Genomic DNA, 15,083 nt, shown 5'->3' with positions numbered 1-15,083 from the left:
AGAAGGTCACCTTCAACAGCGACGACACCCCCGATCTGGGTACGCCCGACAAGCTCGCCACCACCCTGACCGCCCCGTCGGGCGACCCGGGCGGCACGGTCTCGTTCCCGGTCGCGGGCACCCAGTACCGCCTGACGAACCAGGCCAGCGGCAAGGTCCTGGACGCGGTCAACTGCGGCACCGCCAACGGCACCGCGATCGACCAGTGGTCGTCGCTCGGCAACAACTGCCAGAAGTGGACGTTCACCAGGACGACGAGCAACTACTACCGGATCACCAACGTCAACTCCGGCACCGTCCTCGACTCGGTCAACTGCGGCACCGCCAACGGCACGGCCCTCAACCTGTGGGCCTCGCTCGGCAACACCTGCCAGGAGTGGAGCCTCACCCCGATCAGCGGTGGGTACCTGATCGCGAACCGGGGCAACGGCCTGGTCCTCGACGTCACCAACTGCGGCAGCGCCGACGGTGTGGCGGTCCGCCAGTGGACGGCGCTCGGCAACACCTGCCAGCAGTGGAACATCACCACCTGATCCACCCACCGGCTCCCCGTCACCCGAAGGCGGGGAGCCGATCGTGGACGAGCGCGCCGGCCGACACCGTCCCCCGGCTCGCGCGCGCCGTCCGGCCCGGGTTCCCACCCGGTATGGCTCTCACCGGTGTCCCACGCCTCTCCGGGCACCGGTGAGAGCCGCACAGTGCTCAGTACCTGATCGGGACCCGCCACATCGGGACGGCCACCTCGCGGTCGGCGCGACGGCGGACCACCAGCAGCCAGGCGATGCCGATCAGCGACACGCCGATCAGACCGCCCCAGGACAGCAGGGTGAACAGGTGCGGGTCGCCCTCGATGTCGGTGATCACCTGCGCGATGCTCTGCCAGCCGTCCCACAGGGCATGCAGGACCGAGACGCCGAGGTACGACACCAGCAGCCGCCCGGTCAGCGCGAAGTGCCGCTGCCCGCTCGCCGAGAACAGCACGCCACCGAGGATCGCCGTCCACAGCCCGTGCCCGACCGGGGCGAGCACCCCGCGCAGCAGCTCGGTCTCGACCAGCGTCATCAGCGACAGGCCCTGCTGGGTGAAGAGGGCGGTGAAGGCGTACCCCGCGGACTCGAAGGCGGCGAACCCGAACCCGACGGCGGCGCCGAGGATCACCCCGTCGACGGCGAACTTGTGCTGCAGGCGGCGGCAGAGGAAGGCGAGCGCGGCGAGTTTGGCGGCCTCCTCGATCAGGCCGACGCCGAGGAAGAACAGCGGGTTCGGGTGCAGCAGGTACGTCTCCAGCAGCGACGCGGCCAGCACCCCGAGGACACCGCCGGTGACGAACGTGCTGAACAGCAGTTCGGCGGTGACCTCGCCGCTGTGCCGCCGGGTGTACGCCCAGAGCACGAACGTGACCGGGACCAGGAAGCTGCCGAGCAGGACCAGGGTGGGGATGAGGTTGGGGTTGCCGGTGACGAAGGTGACCACCACGGTCAGCAGCCAGAGGGCGAAACCGGTCAGGAAAACACGCCGCCACAGAGTCATGTGCGCCTCCCACGCTTGTTGGGCGGCACCCGGGTACCCCCCGACGTGCCGCCCGACGCGGAAATGAGACCTACGAGTCAGCGGCGGCTGTAGATCAACCCTAGTTTGTCGACGGCCGTCCCGGAACGTCCGTGGAAGCCGGCGATCTGGAAACCGCTCGGCGCGGTCCTGGTCACGCAGTCCGAGGTGGTCGTGCCACCGGCGATGCTGCGGCCCAGGTTGGTGGTGAACTTCGCGTAGAAGATCCGGGTGTGCCCGCTGTACGCGGCCCGGCACAGAAGCGCGCTGGTCACGTACTCCGACGAGCCGAGGGTCAGCGACTGCGCCGTGCCGCCGGCGCCGCCGTGCGTCAGGGCGCCGAGGCTGACCTGGTCCACCCGGGACCCGGCCCGCAGACCGACCGTCGCCGGGCGCGCGACCACGGCGTCGATGTCGTTGTAGTAATCGCCGTGCGGTCCGCCGAACTGCTCGCTGAACTCGTACGCCGCGTTCGTCGACCAGGTGAACGAGGTGCTGATCGGGAAGTGGTCGGAGAGCATCTTCCCGTCGGCGGTCCGGAACCCGGCGTCCTCGTTGTGGTAGCCGGTCGCGGTCAGCGTGACGAACCGGCTGCCCCGGTAGAGGATCTTGTCGACCACCTCGCAGGTGTCGGTGACCGCCGCCGCGTCACAGAGCAGCGCGTCCGACCCGGCGGCCGGCGGGGTCCCGGCGCGCTCCACCTTCACCCACGCGTCGGTCAGGCCGTTCGCGGCCACGAAGTCACGGATCGTGTCGGCCGTACGCGTGTATCGGGTGTTGGTGTCGCCCATGACGACGACCGCGTTGCCGGCCGAGTGGGTGGCGATGAAGGCCGTCAGCTGGTTGAGGTTGGAGGCCCGGGACTGCTGGTCGCCGTCGTTGGTCCCGGCGTTGGTGTGCAGGTTGTAGAAGTCGACGTAGACGCCGTCGGCGAGCCGATGCCGGGCGAAGGTGAAGCCCTTGGGGGTGAGGCAGTCGCCGGAGTCCAGCTGGCAGGAGTCCCAGTCGCCGCGCTCGAAGTCGTCAGTGTCGTAGGCGAGCTTCGACAGGCTGTTCAGCCCGGAGCCGATGCCCGCGCCGCCGCTGGTCGGAGTGCGGTAGGGGTGCGTGGTGTCGGCCGCGTACAGGTAGGCGTGGTAGTTGAAGTCCTCCTGCACGTGCACGATGTCGTAGGGGTCCAGGCGCCGGCCGATCGCGGTGTGCGCGGTCTGCCGGTCGACCTCGGCGCTGGAGATGATGTCCGGCAGGCCGGCGACGTTGTAGGTGAGGACACTGAACGATCCGCTCGCGGCGTGGGCGGGGGCCGGCGCGAGCAGGAGCGGGCTCAGAACTGTGGTGAGGGCCACGAGAGCGCGTTTCATTACCGGAAGGTAACCATCGATAGGCGTTAACCGATAGGTCCGTCGAGTTTTGTTCACGTTCACAACAGCACTCGTTCCGTTTTAGGTCATTTGATCCACCAAGGCTGGGCGCTCGTGAACGTCAGTCGCCGTACCCTCCTGATCGCCGGCGCGGCCGGCCTCGTCGCCGGACCGACCTCTCTCGACGGTTCCGCTGCCGCCGCCGCCACCACCGCCGCCGCGTTCGTCGACTCCTACAAGACCAACACCACGGCGAACCTGACCGCCGAGACCAACGCCGCGGTCCGCATCCTCTCCGGCTTCCGGAAGGTATGGGGCACCGGCGCCTCCTGGAACACCGGCACCGTCCTCGACGAGGCGTTCCTGCGCGCCAACGTCCGCTACGTCGTCAGGACCACGCGCCACCGCACGGCCGCCGAGGCCGCCCGGTCGTTCATCGTCGACCGCCAGCACCAGAGCTACTCGGTGATCGCCGGCCTCGGCCCGCTCGCCGACGCGTACAAGGCCGGCGCGCAGGCGGTCACCGGCATCACCGGCGCCCCCGCGACCACCCCGCCGACCACGGTCAGCGACTTCGTCCCGGCCGGCGCGCCCGCCGGGTCGACGCTCGGCGCCGGCAACCCGGCCTCCGTCCTCGGCAAGGTCGTCACCCTGGTCAACACGGTCCGCGGGAACTGGTCCTCCGGCAACCCGAGCAAGTTCGCCTACCAGTACCCGCGCCCGTGGCGGATGACCGAGGACAGCGAGGTCGTCGACACCGGCGCGGTCGACGAGTTCGGCTACCCGGTCTACGACTCCGGCATCGTCGTCACCCCGCAGCTGCTGCGCCAGCGCAGCACCAACCCGGCCGAGGACGGCGGCTACGTCAGCGGGCACACCAACGCGCTGTTCCTGGCGGCGCTCGCGTTCGCGTACGCCGTGCCCGAACGTTTCCAGGAACTCGTCACCACCGCCTACGACCTGGCGCACACCCGGATCGTCACCGGCATGCACTCCCCCGCCGACGTGATCGGCGGCCGCATCCTCGGCACCGCGCTCACCGCGGCGATCCTCGCCGACCCGGCCAACGCGACCCTCAAGGCCGAGGCGCGGGCCCAGGCGCTGGCGTTCTTCCAGGCGCAGGCGGGGCCGGACCTCACCGTCGCCGCGCGGTCCGGCGCCGAGCGGGACGCCAACGCCGCGATCGTCACACCCAAGCAGACGTACGGGCTGCCCGCGCGACGGTCGAAGCTGAGGTTCGAGGTCCCCGCCGGGGCGGAGGTCCTGCTGGAGACGCGTCTGCCGTACCTCGACGCCGCCCAGCGCCGCGAGGTGCTCCGGACCACGGCCCTGGCCGCCGGCAACCCGATCCTCGACGGCCCCGAGCAGTGGGGCCGGATCAACCTGTTCGCCGCCGCCGACGGGTACGGCGCCTTCGACACCACCGTCGCCGTCACGCTGGACGCGGCCGCCACCGGTTTCGCCGCCGCCGACACCTGGCGCAACGACATCGACGGCCACGGCGGCCTGATCAAGCTGGGCACCGGCGCCCTGACCCTGACCGGCGACAACGGCTACCGGGGCGGCACCACCGTCGCCCGGGGCACCCTGGTCGCGGCGGCACGCAAGGCCCTGGGCGACGGCGACGTCACGGTCTCCGGCGGCACGCTGCGCCTGACCGCCGCGAAGGTCCACGTGCCGGGCTCGGTCCGTCTCTCCGCCGGCGCCCTGGCCGTGTCCGCCCGCACCCACGGCGCGCCCGCGCTGACCGCCGGCGACGAGATCGCGATCGCCCCCGGCGCCACCCTGGAACTGTCGATCCCCCACATCGACGGCCACTCCCGCACGTTCCCGATCCTCAAGGCCCGCCGGCTCCGGGGTCGCTTCACCAGGGTCGTGGTGACCACCCCCGGCTACGGTGCCACCCTGACCCACCACGGCGACTCCCTCACCGCCCGCGTCCACCGCATCTGACCCCGGCTGATCCTGAGATCTGTCACCGACCCTCCCCAGCCCTGACGGCCGGCCGGATCCTCACCGCCGGCCGGCCGCCGGGGGCTCCCGCCGAGTTCCGGCCGTCGGGGCTCCCGCTGAGTTCCGGCCCGCAGCGCCGGCCGGATCCCCACCGCCGGCCGGCCGTCAGGGTTCCCGCTGTGTTCCGGCCCGCAGCGAGGTCAGGCGGGGTGGACCGGGATGTCCCGGAGGGCGGGGTGGGCAGGCGGGGCGTCGGTTATCACGGCCGTCACCGCGGTGGCCGGGAGGACCAGGAACCGCGAGGCGGCGCCGATCTTCTCGGTGCTGGCCAGGACGTAGGTGTCGGCGGCCCGGGCGGCGAGGGCCCGTTTCATGGCGGCCTCGTCGGGGTCGCCGGTGGTCAGGCCGGCCTCGTGGTGGACGCCGGTCACGCCGAGCAGGAACAGGTCCGCGGTCACCGCCTGTGCCGCCTCGGCGGCCGCCGCCCCGCAGGTCACCGCAGAGTGCTTGAAGAGGCGGCCGCCCAGCACGTAGACGTCGACCACCGGATGGCCGACGAGCGCGGCCGCGACGGTCGGGCTGTGCGTGACGACGGTGGCCCGCAGGTCGCGGGGCAGGGCCGCGGTGACGGCGAGCGCCGTGGTCCCGCCGTCGAGCAGGACGGTCTGACCGGGCCGGATCAGCGCGGCGGCGGCGGCCGCGACCCGTTGCTTGCTGGAGGTGGCGACGGTGGTCCGGGTCGCGTAGTCGGCGACCGCCGGCGAGATCGGCAGCGCTCCCCCGTAGACCCGCTGGCACAGCCCGGCGGCCGCCATCTCGCGCAGGTCCCGGCGGATGCTGTCCTCGGCGACGCCCAGCTCGGACGCGACGTCCTTGGCGACGACCTTGCCGTCGGCGGCGAGCCGGGCGAGCAGCAGATCACGACGCTCAGCGGCAAGCATTCCGTGTTTCTCCTCATTGTTGTCGACTGTTGCGCGTTTCCGAGTGTAGGTTCGCGATCATGACCACACCAGGGTTGGATGTCCCGGACGCCCGGGGCCGGACCGGGCTGGACCGGGTGGGCCGCGACCTCACCGGCAACCCGGCGGTGATCGTGCGTGACGTCGAGCTGCTCGCGGCGGCGTGGCACGTGCTGCGGCGGACCACCTACGACTACCGGCGGCGTGACGGCAGCTGGGCGCGGGAGCAGCGGGAGACCTACGACCGCGGTGACGGCGCGACCGTGCTGCTCTACGACCCGGACCGGCGGACCGTGCTGCTGACCAGGCAGTTCCGGTTCCCGGTGTATGTGAACGGCCACCCCGACGGGATGTTCCTGGAGACGGCCGCCGGGCTGCTCGACGGCGACGACCCGGCGGCGGCGATCCGGCGGGAGGCGGCCGAGGAGCTGGGGGGTGACGGTCGGCGAGCTGATCCCGGTGTTCCGGCCGTGGACCAGCCCGGGCTCGGTGACCGAGCGGCTGCACTGCTTCGCGGCGCCGTATTCGCCGGCGTCCCGGACCGGCGAGGGCGGTGGCCTGGCCGACGACGGGGAGGACATCGAGGCGGTGGAGCTGCCGTTCGACGAGGCGCTGGCGATGGTGGACTCCGGGGAGATCGCCGACGCCAAGACGATCATGCTGCTGCAGTGGGCGGCGCTGAAGGGGGTTCTTGACAGGGATCGATGACGGCCATTAAGTGTTACCGGGAGGTAACGCGATGATCGTGCGCCGTGTCCTGCTCGTCGCCACCCTGCTCGCCGGGCTCCTGTCCGGCGCGCCCGCCACCGCCGCCGCGCCGCCGTCGTGCACGGCGCCGGTCCCGAGCGACACGAAACCCGGCTATCTGGTCGCCGATCCGGACTGTGAGCCGGACGGCACCCCGTTCACCGCGTCGCCCGGCGCGACCGTGCACACCGGGGTGCGGGCGGGCGCGGCGTACCGGATCGAGGTCCCGAAGAAGTGGAACGGGCGGCTCGTCGTCTACGCGCACGGCTACCGCGGGACGGGCACGACGGTCTACGTGAGCAGCCCGGAGCTGCGGCAGCACTACCTCGACCGGGGCTACGCGTGGGCGGCGTCCAGCTACGCCACCAACGGCTACGACGTGGGCCAGGGCGTCCGTGACACGTACGCGCTGGTCGGCCTGTTCCGGCAGGTCACCGGCCGGTCGGCGGGCAAGGTCTACGTCAGTGGCGCGTCGATGGGCGGGCACGTCACGGCGGTCGCGATCGAGGAGTACCCGCGGACGTTCGCCGGCGCGATGCCGTACTGCGGGGTCCTCGGTGACGCGGAGCTGTTCGACTGGTTCCTGGACGCGAACGTGACGGCGGCGGCGCTGGCCGGGGTGGAGTTCGAGTTCCCGCTGCGGCCGGACGCCGCCTATCCGGCCCGGTTCGCCGGCCAGGTCGCCCGGATCAAAGCGGCACTCACCGGCACCGAGGCCGGGAAGACCTGGTCGGACGTGCTGGAACGCCGCAGCGGCGGGGAGCGGCCCGGTTTCCCGGCGGCGTTCACCTACTGGAACACGGCGAGCCAGAGCGGGCTGCCGTTCCTGTTCAGCGTCTACCCGGGGCTCAGCGGCGGCACCGCGGGCATCGCCCCCGGCAACCTGACCGACAATCGGCGCACCGTCTACCGGGCCACCGACCGCTGGTGGCCGACGGCGGCGGAACGCGCGCTCAACGCGTCGGTGCTGCGGGTGGGGCGTACGGCGTACCCCGATCGCGGTCTTGACGGTGTCCCCCGCGTGGACGGCCGCCCCAGCGTCCCGGTCCTGTCGCTGCACGGGGTGGGTGACCTGTTCGTGCCGATCTCGATGGAGCAGGAGTACGCCCGCCGGGCCGCCGCCAACGGGCGCTCCCGCCTCTTCGTCTCCCGCGCGATCCGCACCGCGGCGCACTGCGGGTTCACGTCTGCCGAGCTCAGCCGTGCTTTCGACGAGCTAGTCGTCTGGACCGACCGGGGCCTTCGCCCCGAGGGCGACGCGATCCTCGACCGGCGCCGGGTGGCTTCCGCGACATTCGGCTGCCGTTTCACGGTCGGGGTACGGCCGGAGTACTCCCCGAACGGCTGCGGTCCCGGACCGACAGGAACCGCCGGAGCAGCGGCCACGCGAGGATGACCGCGACGATCGCGTAGACGACGTACGACACCGGGCCGCCGAGCAGGCCGGACAGGTCGCCACCGGAGAGCTGCAGCGCCATCCGGCCCTGCCGTTCGGCCATCGGCCCGAGGATGACGCCGACGATCAGCGGCAGCACCGGCAGCCCGAAACGGCGCATCGCGAACCCGAGCAGGCCCAGGGTGAGCAGCAGGAACAGGTCGAACGGCTGGGCGTTGACGGCGTAGGCGCCCATCGAGGCGAAGAAGACGATCCCGGCGTACAGGTAGGGCCGCGGGATCCGCAGCAGCCGGGCCCACGCCGGGGCCAGCGGCAGGTTGAGCAGCAGGAGCATCAGGTTGCCGACGAAGAGGCTGGCGATCAGCGTCCACACCAGCGTCGACTCGCGGGTCAGCAGCAGCGGGCCGGGCTGGATGCCGTACGTCTGGAAGGCGGCCAGCATGACCGCCGCCGTCGCGTTGGTGGGCAGGCCGAGCGCCAGCATCGGCACCAGCGTCCCGGCGGCGGAGGCGTTGTTGGCCGCCTCCGGCCCGGCGACGCCCTCGATGGCGCCCTTGCCGAACTGCTCCGGGTGCTTGCTGAGCCGCTTCTCCAGCGCGTAGGAGAGGAACGTCGGCAGTTCGGCGCCGCCGGCCGGCATCACGCCGAACGGGAAGCCCAGCCCGGTGCCGCGCAGCCACGGTTTCCACGAGCGGCGCCAGTCGTCGCGGCCCAGCCACGGCTGACCGACCGGGATCACCTCGGTGGGCCGGCGCCGCAGGTGGGCGGCCACCCACAGGGTCTCGCCGACGGCGAAGATGCCGACCGCCACCACGATCACGTCGATGCCGTCGGCGAGCTGCGGGAGGTCCATGGTGAGGCGCGGCTGGCCGGTCACCTTGTCGATGCCGACCAGGCCGATGACCAGGCCGAGCAGCAGGGCGGAGAAGCCGCGGACCCGGGAGGAGCCGAGGACGGCGCTGACCGCCACGAAGCCGAGGATCATGATGGCCAGGTAGTCGGGGGCACCCAGGTCGATCGCGAACGCCACCATCATCGGGGTGATCAGCACCAGCAGCAGGGTGCCGATCAGGCCGGCGACGAACGAGCCGATCGCGGCGGTGGCCAGGGCCTGCGCGGCGCGCCCGGAGCGGGCCATCTTGTTGCCCTCGATGGCGGTGACCACCGAGGACGACTCGCCGGGGGTGTTGAGCAGGATCGAGGTGGTGGAGCCGCCGTACATGCCGCCGTAGAAGATGCCGGCGAACATGATGAAGGCCTGCGTCGGCTCCAGACCGTAGGTGAGCGGCAGCAGCAGGGCGACGGTCATCGCCGAGCCGATGCCGGGCAGCACGCCGACCGCGGTGCCGACCGTGACGCCGATCAGCGCCACCAGCAGGTTCATCGGCGTGAGGATGTGCCCGAAGCCGTCGAGCAACTGGGACAGGTCGTTGATCACAGGATTCCCTGGAGTATTCCGGCGGGCAGATTCACGCCGAGACCGATCGCGAACCCGTAGAAGGTGGTCAGGGCGAGAGCGACCGCGACCACGGCGGTGAGCAGGTGCCGGCGCGCGCCGAGGGCGAACGCGGTGGACCAGAACAGGATCGACCCGCTGATCACCCAGCCGAGCGGCTCGATCAGGACCGCGTTGACCCCGAAGGCGATCGCCACCAGCACGACGGTGCGCCAGTCGATCGACGAGGTGGGGTCGACGTCCTCGCCGCCCTCCGGCTCGCCGCTGCCGCCGCGGGCCACGTCGATCGCGTAGACGACGGCGGCGATCAGCAGCAGCGCGCCGAGCAGGATCGGCACCGGGCGCGGGCCGATCGGGTCGTTGCTGCTGGTGGCGCTGCCGGTGCCGAGGGCGTCGGCGAGGACGAGGACTCCGGCCAGGGCCAGGAACGCGCACATGCCGTACTGCGCGCGATCCCGGCCCCGCCCGCTCACCGGAGGAGGGGCCTGCTCCGGCGAGCCGGCCGGCGGCTGGCTCATGGTCATGCCAGCCCGAGCCCGGTCAGGATGTCGGCGACCGCCTTGTCCTGCGCGGTGAGGAAGGTGGCGAACTGGTCGCCGGTGACGAACGCGTCGGTCCAGCCGTGCTTGGCCAGCTCGGCCTTCCACGCGTCGGTGCCGTGCATGCGGGTCAGCACGTCGATCCAGGTCTGCTTGTCGGTGTCGGAGATGCCGGGCGGGGCGACGATGCCGCGCCAGTTGGTGAAGACCAGGTCGACGCCGGACTCCTTGAGCGTGGGCACGGCGGAGACCGCGTCGATGCGCTTCTCGCTGGTGACGGCGAGGACCCGGACCTGGCCGGCCTCCACTTGGTCGAGGAACTCGCCGACCCCGCTGGCGCCGAACGCGATCTTGCCGCCGAGGACGGCCGGGAGCAGTTCGCCGCCGCCGTCGTAGGAGACGTAGCTGACCTGCCGGGCGTCGATGCCGACGGCCTGCGCGAGCTGCATGGGCAGCAGGTGGTCGGGGCCGCCGGGCGACGATCCGCCGCCGACGGCGAGCTTCCTCGGGTCGGCCTTCCAGGCGGTCACCAGGTCGGTGATGGTCTGGTACGGCGAGTCCTTGGCGACCACTATCGCGCCGGGCTCCTCGATCACCTTGGCCAGCGGGGTGGTCTCGGTGAGTTTCGCCGGCGACTTCTGCGTGTACGAGGCCCCGACCACGCCGAGCCCCATCTGCATGGCGAGCTTGCCGTTGCCCTTCTCGTTGACGGTCCGCTGCAGGCCGACGGTGCCACCGGCGCCGGACAGGTTGAAGACCTCGACCCCGGAGGCGATCCGGTCGTCCTCCATGATCTTGGCGATGCTGCGGGCGGTGGTGTCGTACCCGCCGCCGGGGCTGTTCGGGACCATCAGGCGGAGCCCGGCGACCGGACCGCCGTCCGCGCCGTCGCCGCCCTTGTCCGCGGTCGCGCCGCAACCGCCGGCCGCCGCCAGAGTCACGGCGGCCGCCACCCCCAGGAACGCCCTGGCCACAGATTTCATCGCGGTTTCTCTTTCGTTTCGTCGATGTCCGGCGCGATGATGGTGGCCCTTCGACGGCCGCCCGGTCTGCGTTGTGACGACAACGGAGGTTGAGTTCATTGTGGTCGTGAGTTTCCGGCGGACCACCCTTGCCGGGCAGCTTCTCGGGCTGCAGGTGACGATCATCCTGGTCGTGCTGGTGGCGGTGGCGGCGCTGACGCTCGCCCAGTCGGCGGCCGCCTTCAGCAGCGTCGAGGGACGGCGGGTGGCCGCGCTCGCCGAGCAACTGGCCGACAGCCCGCTCGTGCGCGACCGGCTCCCCCGGCCCGCGCCGGGCGAGACGCTGGCGCCGGTGGTGCAGGCCTTCCGTACCCAGTCGGACGTCACGTCGGTGACCATCGCCGACGCCCGCGGGATGATCGTCAGCTCGACCGACCCGATCCTGGTCCGCACCCTGCTGTCGCTCGGTGACCCGGGTGTCGCCGAGGGCCGCGGCTGGTCCGGTGAGCTGGTCGTCGACGGGTCGCGGGAGCTGGTGGCGCAGGTGCCGGTGCTCAGCGCCGAACCGGGCACGCTCGGGCAGCGGCTCGGCACCGTGATGATCGGCGAACGGTCGCCGACGATCTGGCAGCGGGCCCGCGACGGCGCCGGCAACCTCGCCATCTTCCTGGGCATCGCCAGCCTCGTCGGGATCGCCGGATCGTGGCTGGAGGCGCGGCGGATCAAGCATCAGACGCTCGGGCTGGAGCCGCGGGAGATCGCCGGGCTCGCCGAGTACCGGGAGGCGATGCTCTACGGGATCGCCGAGGGGGTGATCGCGCTCGACCCGCAGCACCGGATCACGCTCGTCAACGCGGTCGGGCGTACGCTGCTGGACCTGCCTGAGGACTGTGCCGGACGGAGCCTGGCCGAGCTGGGCGTCGACGGCCGGCTGCACGACGTGCTGACCGGCGGCGGGCCGGGCGCCGAGCCCCGCGAACGCGACGAGGTGGTGGTGCGCGGCGGCCGGGTGCTGGTGATGAACCGGATGGACGTCACCAAGGACGGGCGGCGGCTCGGCTCGGTGACCACGCTGCGCGACCGGACCGAGCTGGCCCGGCTGGAACGCGAGATGGGATCGTTCCGCAGCACGACCGAGGTGCTGCGGGCGCAGGCGCACGAGTTCGCCAACCAGCTGCACACCATCTCGGGGCTGATCCAGATCCGTGACTACGACGAGGTGGTGCGTTACGTGAACGCGCTGGCCCGGCACCGGGAGTCGCTCGACCTCACGCTGACCAGCCGGATCCACGACACCGCGGTGGCGGCGCTGCTGATGGCCAAGTCGGCGCAGGCCGCCGAGCGGCGGGTCCGGCTGCGCATCTCCGAGCACACGCATCTCGGGCGGCTGCCCGCCGACCGGTCCGCCGACGTGGCCACCGTCGTCGGCAACCTGGTCGACAACGCCGTCGACGCGGCCGCCGCCGGCGACCCGGGGGACGCGTGGGTGGAGGTCGAGCTGAGGCAGGACACCACGGCTGTGGAGATCGTGGTCCGCGACTCCGGGCCGGGAGTGGCGCCCGAGCTGGCGCAGGAGGTGTTCTCGCACGGGTTCACCACGAAGGCGGCGCAGGGCGGCGAGCGTGGCATCGGGCTGGCGCTGACCCGGCTGATCTGCAAACGGCACGGCGGCGAGGTGGCCGTCACGAACACGCCGGACGGCGCGATGTTCACCGCTCGGCTGACCGTCCCGGAGAGGGTGACGACATGATCGGCGTCCTGGTCGTCGACGACGACTTCATGGTGTCGCGCATCCATCGCGGATTCGTCGAGCAGGTGCCCGGCTTCCGGGTGGTCGGGACGGCGCACACCGGGCAGGAGGCGATCGACGCCGCCGCCCGGCTCTCGCCCGAGCTGATCCTGCTCGACCTCTACCTGCCGGACATGTTCGGGCTCGACGTGGTGGTGCGGCTGCGGGCGGCCGGGCACGACTGCGACGTCATGGTGATCACCGCGGCGAAGGAGGCCGACGCGGTCCGCGGGGCGGTCCGCCACGGGGTGGTCAACTACCTGCTCAAACCGTTCGGCGTGGACGACCTGCGGCAGCGGCTCGAACAGTACGCGCGGCGCCGCAGCGGGCTCGGCGAGGTCCGGGTGCGCGATCAGGCCGACGTGGACCGAGCGCTGGCCCGCGCGTCCGCGCCCACGGCCGGGCTGCCGAAGGGGCTCAGCCCGGAGACGGCCCGGCTGGTCGAGCAGGCGCTGCGGTCGGCGGCCGAGACGCTGTCCGCCGCCGAGTGCGCCGACCGGATCGGGATCTCCCGGGTCAGCGCCCGGCGGTACCTGGAGCACCTGCGCGACAGCGGACGGGCCGAGGTGCGGCTGCGGTACGCGGTGCCCGGACGGCCGGAGCACCGGTACCGATGGGTCAGCGCCTGACGAGGACGTACGGCCCCTCGATGAACTCCTCGCGCTCTAGCGCGCCAGGCGTTCCAGCAGCTCGCCGAGCAGTCCGCGTTCGCCGGGAGTGAGGTCACCCGGGTCGTTGTCGACCAGGGCACGCAACGTCAGCGCCGCACTCGCCCGGGTCGTGGAGCTGTCGGTGGAAGGTGTGTGCAGGACGCCGGCCAGAGCGGCCTCGCGGACCCGGCGGGAGAGCCCGAAATCCGGCTCCGGCTGGCTGATCAGGGTGAGCGTGATGCCGATGTTGGCGGCGAACAGCTGCTCGGCGGCGTCGGCCGCCGGCACCGTGGAAGGCCTGTCGGAGACCCTGCGCCAGGAGGTCGAGCCGTTCGGTGTGCGCGTGCTCCTGGTGGAGCCGGGAGCGTTCCGTACCAGCGCGTTCTCCTACTTCCGCAACGAGCCGGTGAACGAGGTCGTCGACGCCTACGTGCCGATGGTCGAGGCCGTCAAGGCGGCGTTCGTGGACGCCGACGGCAAGCAGCCGGGTGACCCCGTCCGTGGCGTGCAGGCCGTGATCAGCGCGATGAACGCCCCCGTCGCACCGCACCGGATCGTGCTCGGCAACTCCGGCTACGACGTCGTCGTCGCGATGCACGAGAACGCACTCGCGGAGCTGCGCGCGAACGAGAAGCTCTCGCGCGGTGCGGACTTCTGAGCCCGATACGGCCACCGTGCGCGACGACGGGAAGACGTGGGCCGGCGCAGCCGGGATCAGCGAGTGGCTCCAGAGTCATATCGAACCCGTCTGAGCCGCCACCGGTCAGGGCACCTCCGAGCGCCCAGGTCGGACCGGGTCCGGAAGCGGGGAGACGGGCGCCGACGCCTTCTGTTCGAGGATGTCGCGGAAGGCGCGGGCGGCGGGTGAGGCGGCGCCCGCGGTGCGCTGGGCCGTGAAGATCGTGCGGCGCGGGGATCCGGCGAGTTGCAGGAGCCTCGCGGATGTGTCGCGGCCGGCCCAGATGAGGTCGGGGATGAGGGCGACCGCGTTGCCCGACTCGACGAGTCGCATGTGGGCCTGCAGGTCGGCGGTCTCGTAGCGGACGTCGGGCTCGAAGCCGGCGACACGGCAGACCTGCTCGGCGAAATGGCGGGAGGCGGCGCCGCGCGGCTCCATCACCCACGGCATGTGGCGGGCCGACGCGAGCGAGTCGACCGGGTGCAGCGACTCGTGGGCGGCGGGCAGGGCCAGGCGAATCGCGTCGGTTGTCAGATCGCGCCGGTCGAGGCCGGGATGGTGTGGCGCGGCGTGCGCAGGGTACTGCTCGGCGATGACCATGTCGAAGTCGCGGGCCCAGGTCTCGCGCAGCGCCTCCTCGGGCTCGCGCTGGACCATCTCGACCCGCACGTCGGGGTAACGCTGGGCCATCGCGCGGAGGGTGGTGGGCATGAAGGCGAGCGCCGCGGACTGGAAGACGGCGACCCGGACCCGGCCGGTGACCCGGGTCGCGGCGGCCTGCAGGCGTGCCTCGGCTCGCTCCAGAGTGTCCAGCACCTCGGCCACCGACGCGACCAGGACCTCGGCCTGCGGGGTGAGCTGGACCCGGCGGCCGGCCTTGCGCAGCAACTGGGTGCCGGTCTCCTTCTCCAGCTGGCTGAGCTGCTGGCTGACCGCGGACGGGGTGAAGTTGAGCGCCTCGGCGACCGCCGCGATCGTGCCCCGGACGGCCAGCTCGCGGAGCAGGATCAGACGGCGGATCTCCAGCATCCCGTCACGTTAGCC

General features: G+C 72.0%; 15 protein-coding genes and 1 pseudogene. 8 read left to right on the top strand and 8 right to left on the bottom strand.

Going from position 1 to position 15,083, the window contains the following annotated elements; all coding sequences use genetic code 11:
* On the top strand, positions 1-533 hold a 533-nt coding region (locus BM290_RS23385), incomplete at its 5' end, for an RICIN domain-containing protein (protein WP_143133895.1).
* Between the two features lie 169 nt (positions 534-702).
* Here BM290_RS23385 and BM290_RS23380 read toward each other — a convergent pair.
* A complete protein-coding gene (locus BM290_RS23380; protein WP_093617431.1) occupies positions 703-1,530 on the bottom strand; it encodes a PrsW family intramembrane metalloprotease in 828 nt (275 codons plus the stop codon).
* A gap of 77 nt (positions 1,531-1,607) precedes the next feature.
* A complete protein-coding gene (locus BM290_RS23375; RefSeq protein ID WP_093617429.1) occupies positions 1,608-2,909 on the bottom strand; it encodes a jacalin-like lectin in 1,302 nt (433 codons plus the stop codon).
* A gap of 114 nt (positions 2,910-3,023) precedes the next feature.
* Between BM290_RS23375 and BM290_RS23370 the strand changes: the two genes are divergently transcribed.
* The gene (locus tag BM290_RS23370; RefSeq protein WP_093617427.1) at positions 3,024-4,862 is read left to right on the top strand and encodes a phosphatase PAP2 family protein; all 1,839 of its coding nucleotides are present in this window, start codon (positions 3,024-3,026) and stop codon (positions 4,860-4,862) included.
* Positions 4,863-5,062: 200 nt separating this feature from the next.
* Here BM290_RS23370 and BM290_RS23365 read toward each other — a convergent pair whose 3' ends face one another.
* Positions 5,063-5,803: a DeoR/GlpR family DNA-binding transcription regulator gene (locus BM290_RS23365; RefSeq protein ID WP_093617425.1), complete on the bottom strand. Its 741-nt coding sequence runs from the start codon at positions 5,801-5,803 to the stop codon at positions 5,063-5,065.
* A 59-nt stretch (positions 5,804-5,862) separates the two neighbouring features.
* Here BM290_RS23365 and BM290_RS49980 point away from each other — a divergent pair.
* From BM290_RS49980 to BM290_RS23355, 3 genes and pseudogenes are all read left to right on the top strand, one after another.
* Positions 5,863-6,195, top strand: a pseudogene (locus BM290_RS49980) (NUDIX hydrolase); the annotation flags it as partial.
* Between the two features lie 61 nt (positions 6,196-6,256).
* The gene (locus tag BM290_RS49975) at positions 6,257-6,529 is read left to right on the top strand and encodes an NUDIX hydrolase (protein ID WP_239143196.1); all 273 of its coding nucleotides are present in this window, start codon (positions 6,257-6,259) and stop codon (positions 6,527-6,529) included.
* A 31-nt stretch (positions 6,530-6,560) separates the two neighbouring features.
* Complete coding sequence (locus tag BM290_RS23355; RefSeq protein ID WP_239143188.1) at positions 6,561-7,964, top strand: alpha/beta hydrolase family protein; 1,404 nt, start codon at positions 6,561-6,563, stop codon at positions 7,962-7,964.
* Here the strand turns inward: BM290_RS23355 and BM290_RS23350 are convergent.
* The 3 genes from BM290_RS23350 to BM290_RS23340 are packed head-to-tail and all read right to left on the bottom strand — an operon-like array spanning position 7,876 to position 10,942.
* Entirely contained in the window at positions 7,876-9,402 is a 1,527-nt protein-coding gene (locus BM290_RS23350) for a tripartite tricarboxylate transporter permease (protein ID WP_239143187.1), read from the bottom strand. The genes BM290_RS23355 and BM290_RS23350 overlap by 89 nt on opposite strands.
* Positions 9,399-9,938 (bottom strand): tripartite tricarboxylate transporter TctB family protein, encoded by a 540-nt coding sequence (locus tag BM290_RS23345; protein WP_093617421.1) that lies wholly within the window; start codon positions 9,936-9,938, stop codon positions 9,399-9,401. The genes BM290_RS23350 and BM290_RS23345 overlap by 4 nt, the downstream gene beginning before the upstream one ends.
* A 2-nt stretch (positions 9,939-9,940) precedes the next feature.
* Positions 9,941-10,942, bottom strand: coding sequence for a Bug family tripartite tricarboxylate transporter substrate binding protein (locus BM290_RS23340; protein ID WP_093617419.1), 1,002 nt, complete (start codon positions 10,940-10,942; stop codon positions 9,941-9,943).
* Positions 10,943-11,048: 106 nt separating this feature from the next.
* Here BM290_RS23340 and BM290_RS23335 point away from each other — a divergent pair, with 106 nt between their 5' ends.
* Both BM290_RS23335 and BM290_RS23330 read left to right on the top strand, forming a co-directional pair.
* Positions 11,049-12,671 carry a sensor histidine kinase gene (locus BM290_RS23335; protein ID WP_239143186.1) on the top strand — a complete coding sequence of 541 codons (1,623 nt, stop codon included), beginning with the start codon at positions 11,049-11,051 and terminating at the stop codon, positions 12,669-12,671.
* Positions 12,668-13,339, top strand: coding sequence for a response regulator (locus BM290_RS23330; protein ID WP_093617415.1), 672 nt, complete (start codon positions 12,668-12,670; stop codon positions 13,337-13,339). The genes BM290_RS23335 and BM290_RS23330 overlap by 4 nt, the downstream gene beginning before the upstream one ends.
* 36 nt (positions 13,340-13,375) lie before the next feature.
* Here BM290_RS23330 and BM290_RS23325 read toward each other — a convergent pair whose 3' ends face one another.
* Entirely contained in the window at positions 13,376-13,648 is a 273-nt protein-coding gene (locus BM290_RS23325; protein WP_093617413.1) for a hypothetical protein, read from the bottom strand.
* Position 13,649: 1 nt separating this feature from the next.
* On the opposite strand from BM290_RS23325, the gene BM290_RS23320 reads away from it, so the two are divergent.
* Entirely contained in the window at positions 13,650-14,018 is a 369-nt protein-coding gene (locus BM290_RS23320; RefSeq protein ID WP_093617411.1) for a Rossmann-fold NAD(P)-binding domain-containing protein, read from the top strand.
* 105 nt (positions 14,019-14,123) lie between these two features.
* Here the strand turns inward: BM290_RS23320 and BM290_RS23315 are convergent, their stop codons facing one another.
* Positions 14,124-15,068 (bottom strand): LysR family transcriptional regulator, encoded by a 945-nt coding sequence (locus BM290_RS23315; RefSeq protein WP_093617409.1) that lies wholly within the window; start codon positions 15,066-15,068, stop codon positions 14,124-14,126.
* Positions 15,069-15,083 lie beyond the last annotated feature (15 nt).

The organism is Actinoplanes philippinensis, assembly GCF_900113015.1.
In the GTDB taxonomy this organism is placed as follows: domain Bacteria; phylum Actinomycetota; class Actinomycetes; order Mycobacteriales; family Micromonosporaceae; genus Actinoplanes; species Actinoplanes philippinensis.
This window is presented reverse-complemented; position numbering and strand designations above follow the sequence as displayed.